The sequence below is a fragment of the Neotamlana sargassicola genome (genome assembly GCF_020523965.1).
Classification (GTDB): Bacteria; Bacteroidota; Bacteroidia; order Flavobacteriales; family Flavobacteriaceae; genus Neotamlana; species Neotamlana sargassicola.
Genome location: NZ_JAJAPX010000005.1, coordinates 19,379 through 42,627 on the forward strand (window position 1 = coordinate 19,379; position 23,249 = coordinate 42,627).

General features: G+C 32.9%; 24 protein-coding genes. 19 read left to right on the plus strand and 5 right to left on the minus strand.

Translation table 11 applies throughout. The features are described 5' to 3' along the window. Positions 1–61: 61 nt before the first annotated feature. The 5 genes from LG651_RS12050 (at position 62) to LG651_RS12070 (ending at position 3,716) form a co-directional block, all read left to right on the plus strand. Complete coding sequence (locus tag LG651_RS12050) at positions 62–688, plus strand: CPBP family intramembrane glutamic endopeptidase (protein ID WP_226696378.1); 627 nt, start codon at positions 62–64, stop codon at positions 686–688. 68 nt (positions 689–756) lie between these two features. Beyond that, positions 757–1,275, plus strand: coding sequence for a hypothetical protein (locus LG651_RS12055; protein WP_226696379.1), 519 nt, complete (start codon positions 757–759; stop codon positions 1,273–1,275). A gap of 199 nt (positions 1,276–1,474) precedes the next feature. Continuing rightward, positions 1,475–2,182: a hypothetical protein gene (locus tag LG651_RS12060; RefSeq protein ID WP_226696380.1), complete on the plus strand. Its 708-nt coding sequence runs from the start codon at positions 1,475–1,477 to the stop codon at positions 2,180–2,182. 221 nt (positions 2,183–2,403) lie between these two features. Continuing rightward, entirely contained in the window at positions 2,404–3,204 is an 801-nt protein-coding gene (locus tag LG651_RS12065) for a sensor histidine kinase (RefSeq protein ID WP_226696381.1), read from the plus strand. Positions 3,205–3,401: 197 nt separating this feature from the next. Then, positions 3,402–3,716 carry a GIY-YIG nuclease family protein gene (locus LG651_RS12070; protein ID WP_226696382.1) on the plus strand — a complete coding sequence of 105 codons (315 nt, stop codon included), beginning with the start codon at positions 3,402–3,404 and terminating at the stop codon, positions 3,714–3,716. Between the two features lie 329 nt (positions 3,717–4,045). On the opposite strand, the gene LG651_RS12075 is transcribed toward LG651_RS12070, so the two are convergent. The 3 genes from LG651_RS12075 to LG651_RS12085 all read right to left on the minus strand — a co-directional run bounded on the left by LG651_RS12075 (position 4,046) and on the right by LG651_RS12085 (position 7,146). After that, on the minus strand, positions 4,046–4,741 hold the full coding sequence (locus tag LG651_RS12075) for an RluA family pseudouridine synthase (RefSeq protein ID WP_226696635.1): 696 nt from the start codon (positions 4,739–4,741) through the stop codon (positions 4,046–4,048). A 75-nt stretch (positions 4,742–4,816) separates the two neighbouring features. Next, positions 4,817–5,635, minus strand: coding sequence for a 3-methyl-2-oxobutanoate hydroxymethyltransferase (gene panB, locus LG651_RS12080; RefSeq protein ID WP_226696383.1), 819 nt, complete (start codon positions 5,633–5,635; stop codon positions 4,817–4,819). 89 nt (positions 5,636–5,724) lie between these two features. Next, entirely contained in the window at positions 5,725–7,146 is a 1,422-nt protein-coding gene (locus LG651_RS12085; protein ID WP_226696384.1) for an L-serine ammonia-lyase, read from the minus strand. Between the two features lie 307 nt (positions 7,147–7,453). Here LG651_RS12085 and dnaK point away from each other — a divergent pair, with 307 nt between their 5' ends. From dnaK to LG651_RS12115, 6 genes are all read left to right on the plus strand, one after another. Further along, positions 7,454–9,364: a molecular chaperone DnaK gene (gene dnaK / locus LG651_RS12090; protein WP_226696385.1), complete on the plus strand. Its 1,911-nt coding sequence runs from the start codon at positions 7,454–7,456 to the stop codon at positions 9,362–9,364. Between the two features lie 285 nt (positions 9,365–9,649). After that, complete coding sequence (locus LG651_RS12095) at positions 9,650–10,171, plus strand: lipocalin family protein (protein ID WP_226696386.1); 522 nt, start codon at positions 9,650–9,652, stop codon at positions 10,169–10,171. A 9-nt stretch (positions 10,172–10,180) separates the two neighbouring features. Further along, a complete protein-coding gene (locus LG651_RS12100; RefSeq protein ID WP_226696387.1) occupies positions 10,181–11,101 on the plus strand; it encodes an alpha/beta fold hydrolase family protein in 921 nt (306 codons plus the stop codon). A 74-nt stretch (positions 11,102–11,175) separates the two neighbouring features. Continuing rightward, the gene (locus LG651_RS12105; protein ID WP_226696388.1) at positions 11,176–12,399 is read left to right on the plus strand and encodes a class I SAM-dependent rRNA methyltransferase; all 1,224 of its coding nucleotides are present in this window, start codon (positions 11,176–11,178) and stop codon (positions 12,397–12,399) included. Between the two features lie 55 nt (positions 12,400–12,454). Continuing rightward, positions 12,455–12,961, plus strand: coding sequence for a hypothetical protein (locus tag LG651_RS12110; protein ID WP_226696389.1), 507 nt, complete (start codon positions 12,455–12,457; stop codon positions 12,959–12,961). A 243-nt stretch (positions 12,962–13,204) separates the two neighbouring features. After that, a complete protein-coding gene (locus LG651_RS12115; protein ID WP_226696390.1) occupies positions 13,205–14,152 on the plus strand; it encodes an NAD(P)H-dependent flavin oxidoreductase in 948 nt (315 codons plus the stop codon). Here the strand turns inward: LG651_RS12115 and LG651_RS12120 are convergent. Both LG651_RS12120 and LG651_RS12125 read right to left on the minus strand, forming a co-directional pair. Beyond that, positions 14,141–14,494: a hypothetical protein gene (locus tag LG651_RS12120; protein WP_226696391.1), complete on the minus strand. Its 354-nt coding sequence runs from the start codon at positions 14,492–14,494 to the stop codon at positions 14,141–14,143. The genes LG651_RS12115 and LG651_RS12120 overlap by 12 nt on opposite strands. A gap of 131 nt (positions 14,495–14,625) precedes the next feature. Beyond that, positions 14,626–15,207, minus strand: a complete 582-nt coding sequence (locus tag LG651_RS12125; RefSeq protein WP_226696392.1) for a GNAT family N-acetyltransferase — start codon at positions 15,205–15,207, stop codon at positions 14,626–14,628. 77 nt (positions 15,208–15,284) lie between these two features. Between LG651_RS12125 and LG651_RS12130 the strand changes: the two genes are divergently transcribed. The 8 genes from LG651_RS12130 to LG651_RS12165 all read left to right on the plus strand — a co-directional run bounded on the left by LG651_RS12130 (position 15,285) and on the right by LG651_RS12165 (position 23,236). Beyond that, positions 15,285–15,707, plus strand: a complete 423-nt coding sequence (locus LG651_RS12130; protein ID WP_226544540.1) for a PaaI family thioesterase — start codon at positions 15,285–15,287, stop codon at positions 15,705–15,707. Between the two features lie 2 nt (positions 15,708–15,709). Further along, positions 15,710–16,828: a chorismate-binding protein gene (locus LG651_RS12135; protein ID WP_226696393.1), complete on the plus strand. Its 1,119-nt coding sequence runs from the start codon at positions 15,710–15,712 to the stop codon at positions 16,826–16,828. 118 nt (positions 16,829–16,946) lie between these two features. Continuing rightward, positions 16,947–18,269 (plus strand): TolC family protein, encoded by a 1,323-nt coding sequence (locus LG651_RS12140; protein WP_226696394.1) that lies wholly within the window; start codon positions 16,947–16,949, stop codon positions 18,267–18,269. Positions 18,270–18,279: 10 nt separating this feature from the next. After that, positions 18,280–19,497, plus strand: a complete 1,218-nt coding sequence (locus LG651_RS12145; RefSeq protein WP_226696395.1) for an efflux RND transporter periplasmic adaptor subunit — start codon at positions 18,280–18,282, stop codon at positions 19,495–19,497. A 5-nt stretch (positions 19,498–19,502) separates the two neighbouring features. Next, positions 19,503–20,246, plus strand: coding sequence for an ABC transporter ATP-binding protein (locus tag LG651_RS12150; protein WP_226696396.1), 744 nt, complete (start codon positions 19,503–19,505; stop codon positions 20,244–20,246). Between the two features lie 2 nt (positions 20,247–20,248). Further along, positions 20,249–21,469: an ABC transporter permease gene (locus LG651_RS12155; protein WP_226696397.1), complete on the plus strand. Its 1,221-nt coding sequence runs from the start codon at positions 20,249–20,251 to the stop codon at positions 21,467–21,469. A gap of 4 nt (positions 21,470–21,473) precedes the next feature. After that, positions 21,474–22,499, plus strand: coding sequence for a sensor histidine kinase (locus LG651_RS12160; RefSeq protein ID WP_226696398.1), 1,026 nt, complete (start codon positions 21,474–21,476; stop codon positions 22,497–22,499). 2 nt (positions 22,500–22,501) lie between these two features. Beyond that, positions 22,502–23,236, plus strand: coding sequence for a LytR/AlgR family response regulator transcription factor (locus LG651_RS12165; RefSeq protein ID WP_226696399.1), 735 nt, complete (start codon positions 22,502–22,504; stop codon positions 23,234–23,236). Positions 23,237–23,249: the final 13 nt, after the last annotated feature.

The window sequence follows — 23,249 nt, forward strand, 5'->3', positions numbered from 1 at the left end:
ACCAAGAGCCCTACATATTGAATTTTAAGTTGTAACTTAAACAAGTTGTAAATTGTAAATTATGAAGTCTAAACTCTATAAAACTTGCGAGTTTTTTATTATTTTTATTTTACTTCCTGTAAGTTTTATTTTTCCATATGCTGTTTATGTAAAATTAGGTTTGGGGGTTGTTGGTTTTGCTTATGTAATTTATATGTTATTAAAAATTGAAAATCAAGAATTTACAATTAACAAGCATCTTAATTGGTATAAGTTCTGGAAAGTAACCCTATTAAAGTTTTTTGTTATTGCTGTTTTAACAACGTTTTTCGTTTATATAACTAACAAATCGTTATTATTTCAAGTCGTTTTAAACAAACCAAAAATGTGGCTTGTTATTTTATTCGTTTATAGCTTGTTTTCGGTTTACCCGCAAGAGTTATTGTATCGTACGTTTTTCCATGTGCGATATTCCGATTTAGTTAGTAATACAAAAGGTTTAATTTTTATTAATGCCTTGGTGTTTAGTTTAGGTCATATTTTTTTTAAAAATGCTTTGGTATTGTTGTTTACCTTTATTGGCGGATTGTTGTTTGCAATAACTTTTGTAAAAACGAAATCTACAGTTTTAGTGTCTGTCGAGCATGCCATTTACGGGTGTTGGTTGTTTACTGTTGGGTTAGGGGAAATGTTGGGGTTTCCTACGTAGTGAAAAATAATATACATTTTAAAAGTTTTTATTACTTTTAGCGAGCATACAATTAAAACGATAACGTTATGAAAAAAATATTTTACCTCATTTTGGGTTTAATAATAGGTGCAATTTTAACCTATTTTTTTTGCCCCAAACAATGCGTTGTTGGTACCCCTGAAAATACAATGCCTAAAGCACCGAAAGATACCATATCGGTTGCAGAAGCTACTAAATTAAGCGATAATTGGGCAAATAATAATATAACAGAAATAGATGTTGTTTTAGAGGTGGATGGTTCCAGAAAAAAAACACGGTCGGTGTGGTGGTCTTTAGATGAGATTAACCAGTATTTAGCTTATGCTCAGGCAGAATCAGATACTTTGGGTTATACCATGACAGGTGTTCGTGTGTATTTAGGGAACTACGGTAAAGATTCTAAACCATCAAAAAAAAATAGGAACACTATGTTTATTGTGCCTACAGGTCCCAAAAAAGTTTTTAAAGCGAGTAGTTTAAATATAATCTTGCCACCTACAGATGGCGATATTCCTGTTCCGCCTTTAAATAATGCATCAGGAGGAAATAATGGATATCCAAATTAAAGAATAGATATGACCTTTTTTAAGTGTTTATTTACTGCGAAATAAAATACTTTAAAGAAACTAATTTAGCTGTTGGGATATAAACCTTGTTAAAAAAGCTTCATGCTAAGTTGTTTTTCTTTTTCAACTATAACCATGTTTTATTCCCTATGCTTATTAAAGCCAATTGGTAGGCAATATGCCTATTTACGTGAATTAAATGAAAGATTTTTTATTAGAACATTACCTAACTATTTCATTATCAGTGGAGTTTTTATCCGCTATAATAGGTTTGTTATTTTATAAAAAGTATAAATCTACAGTAGCTAAATATTTTCTATGGTTTTTGGTATACCTTTCTGTTTGTGATTTTATAAGTACATATGTTTACTACGTACGTAACGATGGTTTTTTTAGTTTTTTAGAAGGAACTGTATTGGTTAGTAACTATTGGTGGTCTACAATATTTTGGAAAATAGGTGCAATTATATTCTTTGCGTTTTATTTTTATAAAATTATTAAAAGCAAACAATTAAAAGCAATTATTAAATATTCTGGGATTATATTTTTTCTATTTTCAGTTGTTTATGTATTAACACATTGGGGCGATTTTTTTAAGCGATATTTTCCAATAATAGACGTTATAGGGGCTTTTATTATATTTTTATGTACAATTTTTTATTTTTTCGAGGTTTTGCAAAGCGATAGAATTTTAACCTTTAATAAGTCTTTAAATTTTTACATAAGTTCGGCTATTTTTATATGGTGGTTAATCGTTACGCCAATAGTTTTTTATGATATTTATAATTCCAACAGAGATTGGGATTTTATTTTCTTAAAATGGGAAATTTACTTGTTTGCAAATTTATGTATGTACCTTACTTTTAGTTTTGCAATAATATACTGCAAGCCAGATATCATAGACTAGCAATAGAAAAAAAAGCCTTTTTTACAAAATCATTACAACATTATAAATTTTGTTAGGAGCTTAATAAAAACGTGAATTTTTTCTGCTTTTTAGGTTGATTATTATAACTTATTTTCATTTTTTTATTGTTATACCGCCACGTCCTATTGTAATTATGTATTTTTAAAAAGACAAATTTGTATGATGACTAATATTTTTAAGTATTTAAATTTTACTTTATTATGATGCAAACCACAGAACGTATAGCTAGTACTGCTTCCGAGCGTTATTTACTTATGTATATGGTAGGTGTTTTGGTTATTATTACCTCTTTGGTTATTGTGTTTTTTGTGGTTTTTCAAAAGCGTAAAAATAAGTTACTGCTTGATAAAATAAAGCAGCAGCAAGAATTTGAGGAAGAAATTGCCCAAGCCCAAACCGAAACTCAAGAGCAAACATTAAAAAATGTTGGTTGGGAATTGCACGATAATGTCGGGCAATTATTGTCGTTTGCTAATATGCAACTAAGTATTTTAAAAATGCAGGTTGGTGATGAGTTAAAAGATAAGTTTAAAGATACTACCGAAGCATTAAGTCAAAGCTTACATGAAGTAAGACAGCTATCTAGAACTTTAAATAATGAGGTTATTTTAAATGTTGGTTTCGAAAAATCTATCAGTAACGAGTTAAAGCGTTTAAAAAAGATGAAGTTCGCTTCCGCGGAATTAAAAGTATTTGGTGATAAAATTGAGTTTAAAAACAGAAAGCACGAAATAATTATTTTTAGAATTTTACAAGAATTTTTATCTAACTCAGTTAAATATTCTGAAGCCGAAAATTTAACTGTTACTCTTAATTATACCAAAGAGTGTTTAGCCATAACTGCTGAAGATGATGGAATAGGTTTTGGAGTAAATACAGTTAAAAAGGGAGCGGGGCTATTGAATATGAAGAGTAGAGCGAACCTTGTTAATGCCAACTTAAATATTACTTCTCAACCTAACGAAGGCGTTAAAATGGTTATTAATTATCCGTTTGATTAATGTTGTTTATTTATGATGCTGTTTGGTTTAGTGCAGCCGAAATCCACTAGAAGTAATTTATATAATTGTTAGTTATAAAAGCACTTCGACTGCGCTCAGTGAGACATTACGTTTGTTTAAAGTTGTTAAGTTCGGTTGTCAGGTTGAGCGCAGTCGAAACCCTAATTACTAATATCTATATAACAAATAAAGAGAATATGTTTTCGTACCAAGTTTACATACTTAAATGTTCTGATAGTTCATACTACACTGGTATAACTAATAATTTAGAAAGAAGATTTTTAGAACATCAAAATGGTATAAAAAGAGATTGTTATACTTATAAAAGAAGACCTCTAGAAATTGTTTTTTCTGAATCTTTTAATGATGTTCTTCAGGCAATTTATTTTGAAAAGAAAATCAAAAAATGGTCAAGGTTAAAAAAAGAAGCATTAATAAAAGGTGATTTTGATATGTTGCAAATTTTATCTGAATGTAGAAATGCTACTCATTTTAAGTATAAAGGTGATTAGGTGTAATGCTTTAAAGTATATAAACACTTCGACTACACTCAGTGAGACATTGCGTTTAGTTTAATGTTGTAAAATTCAAATGTCAGGTTGAGCGCAGTCGAAACCCACTAGAAGTAATTTATATAATTGTTAGGTAAAAAAGCACTTCGACTACGCTCAGTGAGACATTGCGTTTAGTTTAAAGTTGTTAAGTTCAAGTGTCAGGTTGAGCGCAGTCGAAACCCAATGAAGTAATTTATATTGTTTCAGAAATAAAAAGCACTTCGACTGCGCTCAGTGCGACATTACGTTTAGTTTTCTAGTCTGGTTGCAATTTAAAATATTAAAGATTACAAACAAGCCTCCCAAAGTGCATCATTAGGTAATGGTGCCTCAATAAATAAAGGTTCTTTTTTTACAGGATGTTCAAAGGCTAAATAGCGTGCGTGTAAATGAATACTAGCATCTTTATTACTTCTATCAAAACCATATTTTAAATCCCCTTTAATAGGGCATCCAATTGAAGCTAATTGTGTTCGTATTTGGTGATGACGACCAGTTTCTAAGTTTATTTCAAGCAGAAAATAAGAGTTTAACTTTTTTATAAGCTCGTAATGTAAAATGGCTTTTTTACTATCTTTAACTTCTTTATTATGTGGGTAAGATTTATTGTTTTTAGGATTCTTTTTCAACCAATGTATTAAAGTGTCTTTTGATTTTGGCGGTTCGTTTTTAACTACAGCCCAATATGTTTTTTTAGCATCTTTTTGGGCAAACAACTTATTAAGGCGTGGTAAAGCTTTGCTTGTTCTGGCAAAAACAACAATGCCAGTGGTTGGTCGGTCTAACCTATGTACAACCCCCAAATAAACATTTCCAGGTTTGTTATACTTTTCAGCAATATATTCTTTTACAACATCACTAAGTGGTTTATCGCCAGTTTTATCTCCCTGAACAATATCGCCAGCACGCTTATTTACAATAATAACATGATTATCTTCGTAAAGTACCTTTAGGTTATTTTTATTCGAAAGTGTTTTTTTTATCACAAATAAAGAAATATTGTCGCTAACAACTAACAACTAACAACTAACAACTAACAACTAACAAGTAATAACGAACTAATACTTCTCGCTATCGTTAGGGAAATCTCTAGTTTTAACGTCATCAACATATTGTGCGATGGCATCCGTCATATCATCAAATAAATTTAAATAGCGACGTAAAAAACGCGGATTAAATTCATGTGTCATTCCAATCATATCATGCAATACTAAAACTTGACCATCAACATCTGGACCAGCACCAATACCAATTACAGGAATGCTAATACTTTCTGCCACTTTTTTAGCCAAATTGGAAGGAATCTTTTCTAAAACCACACCAAAACAGCCAATACGTTCTAGCATTTTAGCATCTTCAATTAATTTTTCAGCTTCAGCTTCTTCTTTGGCTCGTACGGTATAAGTCCCAAATTTATAAATAGATTGTGGTGTTAAACCTAAATGCCCCATAACAGGAATTCCTGCATTCAAAATACGTTTTATAGAGTCTTTTATTTCCTTTCCGCCTTCAAGCTTTACGGCATGCCCGCCGCTTTCTTTCATAATTCTAATCGCAGAACGCAACGCTTCTTTAGGGTCGCTTTGGTAGCTTCCAAAAGGTAAATCTACAACCACTAAACTACGATTTACAGCTCTTACAACAGAAGATGCATGGTAAATCATTTGGTCTAATGTAATAGGCAAAGTGGTTTCATGGCCTGCCATAACATTACTAGCCGAATCACCAACCAAAATAACATCTATACCTGCGCCATCTACAATTTTGGCCATGGTATAATCGTAAGCAGTTAGCATAGAAATTTTTTCGCCATTGGCTTTCATATCAACCAATGTTTTTACGGTAATGCGTTTATATTCTTTTTTAGCTGTAGACATTTTGTATTATTTTTTGGAGATGCTAAAGTAATAAATTAATAGCTGAAACTTTTTTGAATTTTAAATTTTAATATGGGTTTATTAAAATATTAGCAATCGGTTAAGTTAACACCAACAGCTAAACCACCTTCGCTGGTTTCTTTATATTTAGTGTTCATGTCTTTGGCGGTTTCCCACATGGTAGAAACCACTTTATCTAAAGGCACTTTTATGTTTTCTGGCGAGGTATCTAGTGCAAGTTCTGCAGCATTTATAGCTTTTATAGCGCCCATAGCATTGCGCTCAATACATGGTATTTGTACCAAACCACCAATAGGATCGCAGGTTAAACCTAAATGATGTTCCATTGCAATTTCGGCAGCAATTAAAACTTGCTCTGGTGAGCCACCTAAAAGTTCGCAAAGTGCTCCTGCAGCCATAGCAGACGATACGCCAATTTCGGCTTGACAACCACCCATGGCGGCACTAATAGTTGCACCTTTTTTAAATATGCTACCAATTTCGCCTGCAACTAATAGGAACTTTTTAATGTCTTCAAAATTTCCGTCGTGGTTTTCTATAACTAAATAATACATTAAAACGGCAGGAATTACGCCTGCGCTTCCGTTTGTAGGTGCGGTAACCACACGACCAAGCGATGCATTAACTTCGTTAACAGCCAAAGCAAAACAACTTACCCATTTAAAAATTTGTCTGAACTTTACTTTTGTGTCTCGAATGGTGTAAATCCATTCTGTGCCATTAGTATATGGTTTAGTGCCGATAAGATTTTTATGCATATCGAACGCACGACGCCTTACGTTTAACCCGCCAGGTAATGTGCCTTCGGTGTGGCAACCCGTGTACATGCATTCTAGCATAACATGCCAAATATCTTGTAGCTCTTTATCTATATCTTTTTCTGGTTTAAGCGATTTTTCGTTTTCTAAAACCACTTGAGAAACTGACATTTTTAATAATTTACAAAAATTGAGGAGTTCTGTACCTTTATCTATTGGGTAAGGAAAGCTGCATTTTATTTCAATATTCTTTTTTGCGTTTTTGCGTTTTTTCTTTACCACAAACCCACCACCTATTGAATAGTATTTTTTGGTTTGTTTTTTACCATTAATATGCGCTGTAAAACTCATGCCATTGGCATGAAAGGGTAGAAACTCTTTATTAAAAATAATATCGATTTCAGGGTTAAAAGACAATACTTTTTCGTTGCCAAAATTTATAGTCTTGGTTTCTTTAATGCTATTTACAATAGTATGAATGTTTTCTGGTGGAATGGTTACCGGATCTTTACCACTTAACCCGAGCATAACAGCATAATCTGTGGCATGACCTTTACCGGTAAGTGATAACGAACCGTAAAGGTTTACGGTAATTTTATCTACGTTCTGAAATGTGTTTTTTTCTTTTAGTTTGTTAATCCAACGTTCGGCAGCACGCCAAGGACCTAACGTGTGCGAACTAGAAGGGCCAATGCCAATTTTAAGCATATCGAAAACAGAGATACATTCCATAAAATAACACCTTAATTGTAATAACAAATATATACGGATTTTAAAGGCGTACAATATTATTTAATGTTAATTATGAAGCCCGCGTTAAGGATAGTAGTGGAAAGCCCACAGCGTAGCGAGGACTTGTAACGGATAGCCTGACCCCGCCCAATGCGGGGTAACGCCCAAATAGCAGTTTTAAATAGCTAAATATGACAGTGTGTCAGTATTTTTTGGTTGGCATAATGATTGACTAATATTAACCGAAATTAAAAATGAATAAATGTTTTCCGTTAAATCGGAAATATATAAAACACAAATAAACATTATGAGTAAAATTATTGGAATTGATTTAGGAACAACAAACTCTTGCGTTTCGGTAATGGAAGGTAACGAGCCTGTTGTAATACCTAATGCAGAAGGAAAAAGAACAACACCATCTGTAATTGCTTTTGTTGAAGGAGGCGAAATTAAAGTTGGTGACCCTGCAAAAAGACAAGCGGTAACTAACCCTACAAAAACGGTTTATTCTATTAAACGTTTTATGGGTAATAAATACTCTGAGTCTAAAAACGAAGCAGAACGTGTACCTTACAAAGTTGTAAAGGGAGATAACGATACACCTCGTGTAGATATTGATGGTCGTTTATATACACCACAAGAATTAAGTGCGATGGTGCTACAAAAAATGAAAAAAACAGCTGAAGATTACTTAGGTGCCGATGTAAGTCGTGCGGTAATTACAGTACCTGCTTATTTTAACGATAGCCAACGTCAAGCTACTAAAGAAGCTGGTGAAATTGCTGGTTTAAAAGTAGAGCGTATTATTAACGAACCTACGGCTGCAGCTTTAGCTTACGGTTTAGATAAAAAAGGATCGGACCAAAAAATTGTAGTATTTGATTTTGGTGGTGGTACACATGACGTTTCTATTTTAGAATTAGGTGATGGCGTTTTTGAAGTATTATCTACAGATGGTGATACTCACTTAGGTGGTGACGATGTTGATGAAAAAATTATTAACTGGTTAGCCGATGAGTTTCAAGCTGAAGAAAACATGGATTTACGTAAAGATCCAATGTCTTTACAACGTTTAAAAGAAGCTGCTGAAAAAGCGAAGATTGAATTATCATCGTCTGCACAAACAGAAATTAACTTACCATATATTACGGCTACTGCTAGCGGACCAAAGCACTTAGTGCGCACGTTAACACGTAGTAAATTCGAGCAATTAATTGACGATTTAGTAAAACGTACTATCGAGCCTTGTGAGTCTGCACTTAAAGCAGCAGGTTTATCGAAATCTGATATTGATGAGGTAATTTTAGTAGGTGGTTCTACACGTATTCCTGCGGTACAAGCAGCCGTAGAAAAATTCTTTGGTAAAGCGCCAAGTAAAGGTGTTAACCCAGATGAGGTTGTATCTTTAGGTGCTGGTATACAAGGTGGTGTATTAACAGGAGATGTTAAAGATGTATTACTTTTAGATGTAACACCTTTATCTCTTGGTATTGAAACTATGGGTAATGTATTTACTAAGTTAATCGAGGCAAATACAACTATTCCTACCAAAAAATCGCAAGTATTCTCAACAGCGGCCGATAATCAGCCTTCTGTAGAAATTCACGTATTACAAGGTGAAAGAGCTATGGCTGCCGATAATAAAACTATTGGACGTTTTCACTTAGATGGTATTCCACCAGCACGTCGTGGTACACCACAAATTGAAGTAACTTTCGATATTGATGCAAACGGTATTATTAAAGTATCTGCTGAAGATAAAGCGACTGGTAAAAAACAAGATATTAGAATTGAAGCGTCTTCTGGATTAACTGAGGAAGAAATCGAGAAAATGAAAGCTGATGCTGAAGCTAATGCTGAAGCGGATAAAGCTGCTGCAGAAACGGCACAAAAGCTAAATGAAGCAGATTCTATGATTTTCCAAACAGAAAAGCAATTAGAAGAGTTTGGTGATAAATTATCTGATGATAAGAAAAAGCCAATTGAAGAAGCTTTAGAAGAACTTAAGAAAGCTTACGAAAGCAAAGATTTAGCAGTTATTACACCAGCTTTAGATAAAATTAACGAAGCTTGGAAAGTAGCTAGCGAAGAAATGTACAAAGCACAAGCCGAAGCACAACAAGCTGGAGGCGCGCAACCAGGACCAGATGCAAGCGCCGGTGGCGATGCTAACGAAGGTAGCGATGTAGAAGACGTAGACTTCGAAGAAGTAAAGTAAGCAGAGAGCCGCTTTTTACTAAGGTAAAAAGTGTGTGAATCGCTTATTCCGAACTCGTTTCGGAATCGTATAAGCAAAATCTTTAAGTTAGAGTCAAAGTACAGGTATTTCGTATAAATAAAATACACTGTCATGCTGAACTCGTTTCAGCATCTCAAAAATAATAAGCTTAAAGCTTGATTTAAAAAGCGCAATCATTAATTTGGTTGCGTTTTTTTGTCTTCTTATTTCTAAAAAACAATAAAAATCAATAGTTTAGCGTGCCTAACAAACAGGGTTTATTTTATGAGAAAAATTGTTGTTTTATTCGTTGTTTTATCTTCGTTTTTATGGTCTTGTTCTGGAGATTCTGAAAACGGTTCTAATCAAGATATTGATGATTTAGTTGGTACTTGGGTTGCCCAAAATATTGAAACAACAGGAACAGCCACTTTCGAGGTTTTAGATCAAAACATTACAGCGCCAATAACAGGCGAAGGTTACGATGTGGATTTTAGTTTAACTTTTTCCGAAAACCCGAATAATTACACCACAGAAGGTTCCTTTGGTCTTGAAATATCGATAACTTATTTGTTTCAAACAATGAGCGAACGTATTGATGATCAGGAGTTTTTAGGAAGTGGTACTTGGAGTAAAGATGGCAATGTTTTAACTATTGTTGAAAACGGAGAAACCACGGTTTTAACTATTTCAGAGTTAACCAATACAAGTTTGGTTTTAACAGCACAAGAAACCGAAACTATCACTGAAGATGGAATAACTTACGAGTCAGAATTCGATTTGGAGGTTAGTTTTATTAAACAGTAAAATTATTTTATGAGTAGGGGTTTTTTAACAGTTATATTATTGATTTTAGCGTTTTCTTGTAAAAAGAAAGCTGGATACGAAACGCATTTAGAGCAATCTGCTGAATTAATTAAGTCTGATGGTTTTCAATTGGTAAAATCGCCTAACGAAAAAGGACTTTTGGTGTTGTTTCCTTGTTTTCCATGCGATGCAGAAAATACGCTTACAGAATTTAAAATAGCAGATATAGCTACGAAAAATGGCTTTTCGGTTTTAGCTTTAAATTTAAATAGAAAACTATTCCTTTCTGAAAAAGAAAAGGAAGAAATAACTTTGATGCTTCAAAATATAATTAAAAAGCAAAGTTTAGTTACTAAAACTATTTATTTCGGTGGTTTTTCAAGTGGAGGTAACATGGCTTTATTAATTAGTAATCATCTTATAAAAAACAATAAAAGTATACAACCCGATGGTGTTTTCGTAGTTGATTCACCTTTGGATTTATTGGCTTTATACAACACTGCAGAAAAGAATTTAAAACTGAATACCGCCGAAGTTTCGGTTGAAGAATCTCAGTTTTTAAAGCAATTGTTCGATGCTGAGTTTGGAAACCCTAAGGATAGTTTAGCAGTTTACGAGAAGCAATCACCTTTTACATTTCAAACAAAAAATATTTCAAATCTTTCAGCATTAAAAAATACAAAATTGCGTTTTTATACCGAACCCGATTTACAGTGGTGGAAAGAACAAAGACAAAACAATTACGAAGATTTAAATGCCTATTATTTAAAGCAACTAAGTAATATCTTAAAGTCTGAATTTAAAGGAATTGATGTAGAATTAATTGAAACGGAAAACAAAGGATATCGCGCTAATGGCGAACGCCATCCGCATTCGTGGTCTATTGTTAATCCTGAAGAATTAGTTTCTTGGATGCAAAAAGGAAATTAGGGTTATAATTCTTCAATTTTAAACAGAAGCATTCTTTTATATCTTTCGTACTTTCGCAGTCTTAACGGTTTTCAATGTCATTTTCAGAAAAAATAAAATCAAAACATTCATCTAAACGATTGGCGGTAAAGCTTAATGCTAAAGGCGAACAATTTGTGTTAAAAGGTCATCCCTGGGTGTTTTCAAATAACATTACCAAAATTAACGACGATGCTAAAACTGGCGATTTAGCTATAGTTTTTAGTAAAAATAAAAACCGAGTTATAGGTTTAGGTTTGTACGATGCCAATTCGCCCATTCGTATTAAAATGTTGCATAGTGGCGTGGAAAAGGCAGAAATTAATGCGGCTTTTTTTAAAAACAAAATACAACAAGCCTTTAAAAAACGAGCCTCGTTGTTAAAAACGAATACGAATAGTTACAGATTAATTTTTGGGGAAAATGATGGTTTTCCTGGTTTAATTGCCGATGTATATGCTTCGGTTTTAGTAATAAAATTATACTCTGAAATTTGGCTGCCTTATTTAGAATCTATTTTTCAAGACTTGCAACAAACCTCAAAAGCAGCAACAGTAGTATTACGTTTAAGTAGAAGTCTGCAAAACTCAAAAGCGCACCATTTTACAGATGGCGAAGTTATTTATGGCACATTAGAAAATGAAGTTGTAAAATTTGTAGAGCATGGGGTTAATTTTTCGGCAAACGTTATAAAAGGGCATAAAACCGGTTATTTTTTAGATCATAGAGCCAACAGAAAACAAGTAGGCGAGTGGAGCACAGGTAAAACTGTTTTAGATGTTTTTAGTTATGCCGGAGGGTTTTCGGTACATGCTTTAGCAAATAATGCAAAAGAAGTAACCAGTTTAGATATTAGTAAGCAAGCGCTTGAAATTGCTGTTGAAAACGGTAAACTAAACGACTATACAGGTCAGCATAAAACCATTGCAGGTGATGCTTTCTATGAGTTAAATAAACTTATAAAAAACCGCGTTACTTTTGATGTTGTAGTTATTGATCCGCCAAGTTTTGCAAAACAAGCTTCAGAAATAGCTTTGGCACAAAAAAAATATGCGCAATTAGCTGAGTTAGGTGTGAAACTTACCAGTAAAAATGGACTTTTGGTATTAGCTTCGTGCTCATCGCGAGTTACTGCCGATGTGTTTTTTAGCATTAATGCTGAGGCTTTAAATACATCGAACAGAACCTATAAAAATATATTAAAAACCTATCACGATACCGATCATCCTATTGGTTTTCCTGAAGGTGCTTATTTAAAATGTGGATATTATAAATTTTAAACAATTAATCGGAACGGTTTTTGAGAGTAAAATATTAGTTTATAAATAATTCATTATGAAAAGATTACTATTTATTTTTGCTTCTCTAATTTTATTTAGTTGTTGTAATAAAACGGGCAAAGAGAATCATTCTATTCTAGGAATGGAATTTATGAACTTCAATGAAATAGATAAACTTTCTGATTATTCTAAAATAAGTGACACTACTATTTACGGAAATAATTCTGAGCCTAAACACGGAATTCTTCATTTAAGGGACAAAAAAAATAATCTGATAATTTTGAATAACATAACTTCTGATCCAAAAAATGAGAAAAGAATTTTTAAAATTTTGGATACCTTAATAATACCTAATTTAGATAAGCCTGAATTAATTACGATTGGATATTGTCAAATAAATGAAAACAATGATGAAAACCTGATTGCTATTGTAGACAAAACCGATAGTTTAAAAATTCAAAATATTAGAAGAATATGGAGAGCTAATACAAGTACAAATAAAATCGAAATAGTAAACAATCGAAACGGAATCAATTGCTTTAATGAATGGTTTTTGGATTAAAAACTGTTTAAAAAATTTAAAACGGTAATTACTACGGATTCTATTACTCTTGGACTTTCTTCGACATTGGCTTCCAAATCCATTTGGAGCTGTTATATTCAGTGCTAAACCGAAAACTTTGCTTACTTTAAATCGATACTGACTGTAAAATGAAACAATTTTCCTCCTAAAAAATTTAAGATACTAAAAAACTATGCATGCATAATATTTATTATATTTGTCTACCAATAAAAACTAAATATTATGTCTACAAAGCTTACCTCTTTATTAAAAATTAATCATCCTATAATTATGGCACCCATGTTTTTGGTGTCTAATGTAAAAATGGTTAAAGAAGCGATGGATTGTGGAATTGCAGGTTGTATTCCAGCTTTAAATTACAGAACTATAGATGAACTTAAAGCTGCTTTGCGCGAATTAAAAGCTGCAAAGCCAAAGGGAGGTGCGTTTGGTTTTAATTTAATTGTAAATAAATCGAATATAAAATATCGTGACCAACTTAATGCAATTTGCGAAATAGGTTGCGATTTTATAATAACATCTCTAGGAAACCCTAAAGAAACTATAGAAAAAGCACACGAAGTAGGCATAAAAGTGTTGTGTGATGTTACCGATTTAAAATTTGCCCAAAAAGTTGAAGCTTTAGGAGCCGATGCAATTATTGCCGTAAACAATGAAGCTGGTGGTCATAGAGGAAATATATCACCAGGAGAATTAATAAAACAGTTAAAAAACAATTGTAGTATTCCTATAATTTCTGCCGGGGGTGTTGGTGTAAAAGAAGATTTAGATATTATGTTGGCTTACGGCGCCGACGGTGTTTCTGTTGGAAGTCCGTTTATTGCGTCTGTTGAAGCTGGCGTTACCGACGAGTACAAACAAGCATGTGTAGATTATGGCGCTGATGATATTGTTATGACCGAACGAATTTCAGGAACACCTTGTACGGTTATAAATACACCTTACGTTAAAAAAATAGGCACAAAAGCCACTTGGATTGAAAATTTACTAAACAAAAACCGAAAACTAAAAAAATGGGTAAAAATGATTCGGTTTTCAATTGGTATGAAAGCTACCGAAAATGCAGCTACTAAAGCCACTTATAAAACGGTTTGGGTAGCAGGCCCAAGTATTGAACATACTACAGAAATTTTACCAGTTAGTGAGATTGTAAAAAAACTAATTAACTAAAGCGACGTCCTTTGTTTTTTTCTTTTTACCAATAAATAAACTAAAGCTAGTGCTAGCAACTAAGCCGCCAACGCCAGTCGCTAATGCTTCACCTGTATCAAGTTTTGAATTGAACTCACGGCTATCTGCATATTCTTTTGCAAAACCTGCAAGCAGTGAAGAGCCAAAACTAAGGTAAAATGCTAACTTTTTATTTTTTGTAGTTGCGTATATAGTTGTATACGTAAGGCCAGAAATAACAAAGCCAGCCCCAGTATGCTTTATTTGGTCGTTGCTTATTTGCTGAGAATAACTAAAATGAGTGTAGGTAAACAAGAAAAGGGTAATTAAAAAAATCTTCAATGTTTATATGATATTTGAAGCTCTTAGGATATTTTTTTTTAAAAGTAGCGATTATTTTTTAAATCCATAGCTAAATTGTTAATTAATTATAAATCAGTACTCTAAGAGTTTTCAAAATGTGTTTTTTTGTTTTATAAGTTCTTAACTAGATTTCCTTTTATTGTTGACCATTCTTCATTTAAAATACCATACACGCAAGTATTTCGTTTAAAGCCATCTGGCATAAGTACATCTTTTCTTAATAAACCTTCTAAAGTAGCACCAAGTTTTTCAACGGCTTTTCTTGAGCGTATATTTCGTTCGTCAACAGTAAAAACAACTTTATCAAATTTTAAAGTTTCAAAAGCGTATTCTAACATTAAAAACTTCATATTTGTGTTTAATCCTGTACCTTGAAAATCGCGCCCAATCCAAGTCCAACCTAAATAAATCACTTTATTTTTCCAATTTATATTACCTAAACGTGTAGAACCAGCAAAAGCGTTCTTTTTTTTATCAAAAATAATAAAAGGAATGGTATTGTTTTTCTCCTGTTGTTCAATGGTCGCTTCTACATATTCCTTTAAATCCTTAGGCGTATTAATAATAGATGGCGAATATTGCACCAACTTATCTTCTTTAGCAATAGCAATTAGTTCGGTATAATTACTTAAGGTTAAAGGCAATAATTTTACACGATTGTTTTCTAGAGTTGGTACGCTTAGTTTTTCCATTTTTTTAAGAATGAATTCTGAAAGTTTTACTTAGGTGTTTTGTACTTTTGTAATCTTAAATAAAATTACGGTATTCTATGCAATTATCTAAAGAAGAAGTTTTAAAACAAGCAAATTTGGCTTGTAAAAATACATTAATGGAAACGTTGAATATTGAAATGATAGATTATGGCGAAGATTTTTTAGTTGCCAGAATGCCCGTAAATTCTAGAGTGCACCAGCCAGATGGTGTTTTGCATGGTGGAGCAACAGCAGCTTTAGCCGAAAGTGTTGGTAGTTTTGCAACACACGTGTTTGTAGATACTAAAAATTTATTTGTTCGTGGTTTAGAAATTACAGCCAACCATTTAAAAAGTGTAAAGGAAGGTTTTGTTTACGCCAAAGCCACGTTTATTCATAAAGGAAGAACGACCCAATTGTTAGATATTAGAGTAACAGATGAAGCCGATAATTTAATATCGGTATGTAAATTATCTACCATTTCGTTGCCTAAAAAATAAAGATGACCTCAAACGAATTTTTTAAGCGTATTGAAACCCAATACCAAAATAATTTACCTTTTGTAGTATATAGAAAACCTAATGAAGCTTCAGTTTTTGGCATGCTTCAAAAGGATGATAAATTACATTTTACATCAAATTTTACAGAGAAAGGTTTTGTATTTTCACCGTTTGAAAATATAAATGAATCGGTGTTAATTCCAACGGAAGTTTCAGAATATTTCGAAAGCGAAACCGATTTTCCAGATTTAAATTCAGTTGAAAATTCTATGGATAGCAGCAATACTTCCGAAGAAAATCATCATATAAAATTAGTAGAAAAAAGCGTAAGAGCTATTAAAAACGGTGCATTTAAAAAAGTGGTGGTATCCAGAGCTGAAGCTATACAACTGGACGAACCGAATCCATTATTAATTTTTAAGCGTTTAGTACATAAATATAAATCGGCGTTTGCCTATTGTTGGTTTCACCCAAAAGTAGGGTTGTGGTTGGGCGCTACGCCAGAAACACTAATGAAAGTTGAAGGCGCAAATTTTTCAATTATGGCATTGGCAGGCACACAAGAATACAAACGTGTAAGCAAAGTAGTTTGGCAAGATAAGGAAAAAGAAGAGCAGCAATTTGTAACCGATTTTATTGTAGAACAATTAAAACCATGGGTTTCAACATATAAATTATCGGATGTAGAAACGGTAAAAGCTGGAAATTTACTGCATTTAAAAACCATGATTAATGCACGCTTAAAACCAGAAATTCCGTTAAAAAATATTATAGAAAGTATACACCCAACACCTGCAGTTTGCGGTTTGCCAAAAGCTGAAACCAAAACGTTTATTTTAGAAAACGAAAATTACAACCGTGAGTTTTACACCGGTTTTTTAGGCGAATTAAATTTTGAAACCATCGCAAAGCCACGTTCTGGCAGAAGAAATATTGAAAATAGAGCTTACGCCATTCCAAAAAAAAGTACGCAACTATACGTAAATTTACGTTGTATGCAAATACAAAATAACAACGCAATAGTTTATGTTGGTGGCGGAATTACCGAAACTTCGGTGCCAGAAAACGAATGGCAAGAAACGGTTTTTAAATCGAAAGTTATTAAAAATGTGCTTTCCTAAAAAATTGCCGTCGATAGAAAGTTGATTTCCGTCGAGACAATCACCCAGAACTTCCATTACCTTATAATATAACACGTAATTGTTTCAATTTTGAAGTGTAAAATTAAATACTTTAAAAATGAAACCATTTATATACATCTGTTTTTTTGCACTTAGCAGCTTGGGCGTTTTTGCTCAAGAAAGCCAAGTTAAGCAATGGACGTTCCAAGAGTGTTTGGAGTATGCTGTAGAACATAATATTAGTATAAAAAATATTGAATATTCTGCAGAAACTGCCAATGTAACGCTTCAGCAATCTAAAGATAGTCGTTTGCCAGTTGTAAACGGAAGTGCATCTCAGGCTTTTAGAAATGGGCAATCTATCGACCCAATTACCAGCGAGTTTGTCGATCAGCAAATTAACACCACTAGTTTTGGTGTAAATGCATCGGTTAATTTGTTTCAAGGCAATCAAATTAAAAATAGAATTAAGCAGAACACTTTATTAGCAGACCAAAACAGTTTATATGTTGAAGAAGCTAAAAACAGTATTAAATTAAGCGTAGCCGAAGCTTATTTACAAGCGTTGTATGCCAAAGAAGGTATTGTTGTAGCAGAAAAAACATTAGAAGCTTCAACTAAAGAAGCCGAACAAGCGAAAGCCAGATTAGATGCCGGAAGTATTGCTATGCAAGATTATACAGATGCTATTTCGCAAGAAGCAACAAACCGATACGATTTAATTGAAGCTAAAAATAATTACGAGCAGCAAGTTATTGTTTTAAAACAATTATTAGAGTTGGAGCCCGAAGTAGAATTCGATATTGTAACGCCAAATAATGACATTTATACAGCGCCTATTTTACCAAATAAAATAGCTGTTTACGAAGCGGCGTTAGGTATGTTGCCAGAATACGAAGCTGTGCAATTGGATGTCGATGTTACCGAAAAAGACTTAGATATTGCCAAAGGCGATTATTTACCAACATTGGCTTTAACAAGTAGTTTAGGCACTGGTTATACAAGTTCTCAGGACATGAATTTTTCAAACCAATTAAATGGTAATTTTAATCAAACCGTAGGTTTATCGTTAACTATTCCCATTTTTAACGGATTTCAAACAAAAGCCGAAGTGCAAAAGGCAAAAATAGCAATCGATCAATCTAAACTCGAAGTTGTTAGTCTTCAAAAAGAAATTTATAAAAATGTAGCAACCGCTTACCAAAATGCGCTGTCGTCTCAAGAACAATTAGAAGCAGCAAAAGCAGCTAATAAAGCGGCAGAGGAATCGTATAAACTGGCTCAAAAAAAATACGATTTAGGCGCTTTAAGTACCACAGATTTAGTAGTAAGCCAAAACGCTTTTACCAACGCACAATTAAACTATTTACAAGCTAAATATTTAAATATTCTTTACAATCAATTATTACAATATTATCAAGGAAACGCGATAACACTTTAATATCAACATCATGAAAAATAAAAACAAAAAACTAATTATAGCAGGAATAATTACTGCCATTATTGCATTAGTACTTTACAATATTTTTAAGCCTAGTCAGGATGCAGTTGTAGAAGTTAAAATTATAGCAGCTAAAAAAGGAGATGTTACCACTGTAGTAACATCAACAGGAACCATAGAACCTATAACACAAGTTGATGTTGGTACACAGGTATCTGGTGTTGTGGAAAAAATTTATGTAGATTATAATAGCGAAGTAAAAGCAGGTCAGCTAATTGCAGAGTTAGATAAAACAAATTTAAAAGCGGCAGTAGTACAAGCACAAGCCAGTTATAATAATGCTGTTAGTCAAAAAAGTTATACAGAAACTATTTATAAAAGGCAAAAAACGTTATACGATAATCAAGTTATAAGCAAATCAGATTTTGATGATGCTAATTACGATTATCAAATTGCAAAAGGAACGGTTTCTCAGCGTTTATCAGAATTAAAAACAGCACAAACAAATTTAGAATATGCCAATATTTATTCACCAATAAATGGTGTGGTTTTATCGCGAGATATAGACGAAGGACAAACCGTTGCGGCAAGTTACAGTACGCCAACATTATTTACCATTGCTCAAGATTTAAAAGAAATGCAAGTAGAAGCCGATGTGGATGAAGCCGATATTGGTAATGTAAAAGAAGGACAACGTGTAACGTTTACTGTTGATGCTTTTATAGGCGAAACGTTTGAAGGAGAAGTAACTCAAGTGCGTTTAGATTATACCGAAACATCAAACGTAATAACCTATACCGTTGTAATTAAAGCCGATAATCCCGATTTAAAATTAAAACCAGGGTTAACAGCAACTGTTTCTATTTACACTTTAGAATTAAACGATGTATTAACGGCCGAAGCTAAAGCTATCAACTTTAAGCCAGAACCCGATGTAATGATGCAATATATGCAACAGGAAAATATAACACCACCAAACGGGAAACCAGAGGCAAATAATGATGCTACAGTACTTTGGGTTTTAAATAACGACAAATCTATTACACCAAAACCAGTAAAATTAGGCGCTAGCGATGGGGTTAATGTACAAGTTTTAGAAGGATTAAATGAAGGTGATAAATTAGTTTATAGCTTAAAAAGTTCAAATCCTAACGCAATAAATGGTCTACAAGGTGGTGGTTCAGGCGAGAGTCCGTTTATGCCAAAACCGCCAGGTGCAAAAAAATAAAAATCATGGCAAAAGAAATTATAAAAATAGAAAACCTTAAGCGCGAGTTTACCATGGGATCGGAAACTGTGCATGCTTTAAAAGGTATTTCTTATAGCATTACAGAAGGGGAGTTTGTAACCATTATGGGATCCAGTGGTTCTGGTAAAAGTACTATGCTAAATATTTTAGGTTGTTTAGATCAGCCAACATCTGGAACTTACGAGATTGATGGCGTTAAAATGAAAGATTTAAGTAAAAACGAACTCGCTACCATTCGAAATGAAAAAATAGGGTTTATTTTTCAATCGTATAACTTGTTGGCAAGAACAACAGCTATTGAAAACGTAGAATTGCCCTTATTGTATAACAGTAAAGTAACTTCTGAAGAGCGAAGGGAGCGCGCAATTAAAGCTTTAGAGATGGTTGGTTTAGGTGAACGATTGCATCATACCCCTTCGCAACTTTCAGGAGGTCAACAACAACGTGTTGCTATAGCAAGATCTTTGGTAAATAATCCGGTAATGATTCTTGCCGATGAAGCCACAGGTAACTTAGATACCCGAACATCGTACGAAATAATGGCACTTTTTCAAGAATTAAATAAACAAGGTATAACTATTACGTTTGTTACCCATGAGCCAGATATAGCCACATTTAGTAATAGAACTATTGTGTTAAAAGATGGCGATATTATTCAAGATTATAAAAACCATAAAGTACAATCGGCAGCAGAACAATTAGCAAAATTACCACAGGAAAATCATTAGTTATGAGAATTTTAAACTTAGTAAAAATTGCATTTAAAGCTATTGTTCTTAATAAAATGAGAACATTACTCACCATGCTTGGTATTATAATTGGTGTGGCATCTGTTATAGCTATGTTGGCTATTGGTGAAGGCTCTAAAGAAAGTATTCGAACTACAATTTCTAGCATGGGCTCGAATATGATTAATATTCGTCCTGGTGAAGATACACGTGGTGGTGTTAGGCAGGAAGCCAGTGCCATGGAAACCTTAACTCTAGACGATTATTATGCTATAAAAGAACAAGCCGATTTATTAACCTATACGACACCAATGGTAAATGGTAGCGGACAAGTAATTAATGGATCGAACAACTGGCCATCTACCATTTATGGTGTAAATCCTGAGTATTTAAATATTAAGGTTTTAGATTTACAAAGCGGAAGTATGTTTACAGATGCCGAAGTTAAATCGGCTTCAAAAGTGGTATTGTTAGGGCAAACTGTGGTCGATAATGTTTTTCCAGATGGTACAGATCCTGTTGGTGCTACCATTCGTTTTGGTAATATTCCATTTAAAGTTATTGGTGTTTTATCAGAAAAAGGAGAGAATACCTTTGGGCAAGATCAAGATGATGTTGTTATTGCACCATACACCACTGTTCAAAAACGTATTTTAGCTATAGATTATTTAAACCAAATAATGGCTTCGGCAGCAAGCGAAGAGCAAGCGCCAGATGCTGTAACTCAAGTTACTGAAATTTTAAGAACTCAGCATAAGTTGGCAGATAATGAAGATGATGATTTTAACGTGCGTTCTATGGAAGAATTAATTTCAACATTTAGTTCAACCAGCGAAATGTTAACCGTATTATTAGTTGCCGTTGCAGGAATATCACTTTTAATTGGAGGTATTGGTATTATGAATATTATGTACGTTTCGGTTAAAGAACGTACCAAAGAAATTGGTTTACGTATGGCTGTGGGAGGTAAAGGTTCAGATATTTTAATGCAGTTTTTAATTGAAGCCATTTTAATAAGTGTAACAGGAGGTGTTTTAGGTGTGGCTTTAGGTTTAGGAGCTACGGTTTTCATAGAAAATTTCTTAAATTGGCCAACAAGTGTAGCGCTATATTCTATAGTTGTTTCTTTTGCTGTTTGTGCAGTAACGGGCATATTTTTTGGCTGGTATCCTGCAAGAAAGGCAGCTAGTTTAGACCCTATAACCGCGTTGCGATACGAATAAAATTATGAAGCATAATAAAAAATTAACGCTATTCTCTCATGTTTTAACATGGCTTATATTAATAAGTTTGCCCTATATACTTTCTTATGGGCAAGAGCAAGAAATAAATAGAATTATAGCACATTTTTGGGTGCCTTTATGTTTTTATGCGGTTATTTTTTATATCAATTATTTTGTGCTTATCGATAGGTTTTTGTTTAAAAAAGAGACTGTTTTATTTGTGTTAATAAACATTTTAATGATTGCCATTTTTGTAACATTAAAAGAACAAATTGAAACAGCTTTTTTTACTGATATACTTAGAAATAAAAACGGTAATGCGCCACCGTTAAAAATGGTGATTTATGTGCAAATGCTTTCGTTTTTAGCACCATTATTATTTTCAATAGCTATAAAAACAACAAAACGCTGGGTAAAAACAGAAGCCGAACGTAAAGAAGCAGCTAACTTTAAGTTACAATCGGAATTACAACATCTACATTATCAGTTACAGCCACATTTCTTTTTTAATTCATTAAACAACATTTACGCACTAGTTGATATTTCTCCGGCTGAAGCAAAAAGTTCTATTCATAGCTTAAGTAAGTTAATGCGTTATATGCTGTACGAAACTAATGTAGATAAGGTTTTATTATCGAAAGAAATAGAATTTTTACAAAAATATATCGAGTTAATGAAGCTTCGTTTATCCGATAAAACAAAGGTGAATTACGCATTTCCTTCTGCAGAAACAGGCATTAAAATAGCGCCTTTACTTTTTATTTCATTAATTGAAAATGCTTTTAAACATGGCGTTTCGGCAAGTAATTTAAGCCATATTAACATCGAAATGATTTGTGAAAATACAGCAGTAATTTTCAAAATAAATAATAATAATTACCCGAAACAAACAAGCGATAAAAGCGGTTCTGGTATAGGTTTACAAAATTTAGAAAAACGTTTACAATTATTATATCCTAACAAATTTGAATTTAATAATACTTTAGAAAATAATATTTTCTCGGTTACTTTAAAAATAGAAACTAGTTAAAAATGAGTGTTTTAAAAATATCTTGTATTGTAGTTGATGATGAGCCAATGGCGCTAAATCTGGTTGAAAGTTATGTTGAAAAAACGCCTTTTTTAAAGTTAAAAGGAAAGTTTAGTAATGCCATTGAAGCTATGGATTTTATAAAAGAAAACCTGGTAGATTTATTGTTTCTAGACATACAAATGCCCGATTTAACAGGGGTGGAATTTTCGAAAATGTTGCCAAAAGGCACTCGTGTTATTTTTACAACAGCCTTTAACGAATATGCGCTTGAAGGTTTTAAAGTAGATGCCATTGATTATTTATTAAAACCCTTTGATTATGCCGAATTTTTAACCGCTGCAAATAAAGCGCAGCAATGGTTTAATTTAGTTAAAAATAAAGAAAACCAAACCAGTAAATCTTTAAACGAAAAAGAGTTTATATTCGTAAAATCGGAGTACAAACAGCTTCGTATTAGGTTGGCAGAGGTGTTGTATTTTGAAGGTTTAAAAGATTATATTAAAATTTGGTTAAAAGATACACCAAAACCCATTTTAACGTTACTAAGCTTAAAGGCGCTAGAAAAAGAATTACCAGAAACCAAATTTATGCGTGTACATCGGTCGTTTATTGTGGCATTAAATAATATAGATGTTATAGAACGAAGCCAAATAATAATAAATAAACAACGAATTACCATCTCAGAACAATATAAAAATAAGTTTATAGAATTTCTAGATCGTAATTCGCTTTAAATAAAACCTAGTT

Bases quoted from the DNA above. Each gene is read 5' to 3' on its own strand.
- LG651_RS12050 (WP_226696378.1), top strand. From the start codon at position 62: ATGAAGTCTAAACTCTATAAAACTTGCGAGTTTTTTATTATTTTTATT.
- LG651_RS12055 (WP_226696379.1), top strand. From the start codon at position 757: ATGAAAAAAATATTTTACCTCATTTTGGGTTTAATAATAGGTGCAATT.
- LG651_RS12060 (WP_226696380.1), top strand. From the start codon at position 1,475: ATGAAAGATTTTTTATTAGAACATTACCTAACTATTTCATTATCAGTG.
- LG651_RS12065 (WP_226696381.1), top strand. From the start codon at position 2,404: ATGATGCAAACCACAGAACGTATAGCTAGTACTGCTTCCGAGCGTTAT.
- LG651_RS12070 (WP_226696382.1), top strand. From the start codon at position 3,402: ATGTTTTCGTACCAAGTTTACATACTTAAATGTTCTGATAGTTCATAC.
- panB (WP_226696383.1), bottom strand. From the start codon at position 5,635: ATGTCTACAGCTAAAAAAGAATATAAACGCATTACCGTAAAAACATTG.
- LG651_RS12085 (WP_226696384.1), bottom strand. From the start codon at position 7,146: ATGGAATGTATCTCTGTTTTCGATATGCTTAAAATTGGCATTGGCCCT.
- dnaK (WP_226696385.1), top strand. From the start codon at position 7,454: ATGAGTAAAATTATTGGAATTGATTTAGGAACAACAAACTCTTGCGTT.
- LG651_RS12095 (WP_226696386.1), top strand. From the start codon at position 9,650: ATGAGAAAAATTGTTGTTTTATTCGTTGTTTTATCTTCGTTTTTATGG.
- LG651_RS12100 (WP_226696387.1), top strand. From the start codon at position 10,181: ATGAGTAGGGGTTTTTTAACAGTTATATTATTGATTTTAGCGTTTTCT.
- LG651_RS12105 (WP_226696388.1), top strand. From the start codon at position 11,176: ATGTCATTTTCAGAAAAAATAAAATCAAAACATTCATCTAAACGATTG.
- LG651_RS12110 (WP_226696389.1), top strand. From the start codon at position 12,455: ATGAAAAGATTACTATTTATTTTTGCTTCTCTAATTTTATTTAGTTGT.
- LG651_RS12115 (WP_226696390.1), top strand. From the start codon at position 13,205: ATGTCTACAAAGCTTACCTCTTTATTAAAAATTAATCATCCTATAATT.
- LG651_RS12125 (WP_226696392.1), bottom strand. From the start codon at position 15,207: ATGGAAAAACTAAGCGTACCAACTCTAGAAAACAATCGTGTAAAATTA.
- LG651_RS12130 (WP_226544540.1), top strand. From the start codon at position 15,285: ATGCAATTATCTAAAGAAGAAGTTTTAAAACAAGCAAATTTGGCTTGT.
- LG651_RS12135 (WP_226696393.1), top strand. From the start codon at position 15,710: ATGACCTCAAACGAATTTTTTAAGCGTATTGAAACCCAATACCAAAAT.
- LG651_RS12140 (WP_226696394.1), top strand. From the start codon at position 16,947: ATGAAACCATTTATATACATCTGTTTTTTTGCACTTAGCAGCTTGGGC.
- LG651_RS12145 (WP_226696395.1), top strand. From the start codon at position 18,280: ATGAAAAATAAAAACAAAAAACTAATTATAGCAGGAATAATTACTGCC.
- LG651_RS12150 (WP_226696396.1), top strand. From the start codon at position 19,503: ATGGCAAAAGAAATTATAAAAATAGAAAACCTTAAGCGCGAGTTTACC.
- LG651_RS12155 (WP_226696397.1), top strand. From the start codon at position 20,249: ATGAGAATTTTAAACTTAGTAAAAATTGCATTTAAAGCTATTGTTCTT.
- LG651_RS12160 (WP_226696398.1), top strand. From the start codon at position 21,474: ATGAAGCATAATAAAAAATTAACGCTATTCTCTCATGTTTTAACATGG.
- LG651_RS12165 (WP_226696399.1), top strand. From the start codon at position 22,502: ATGAGTGTTTTAAAAATATCTTGTATTGTAGTTGATGATGAGCCAATG.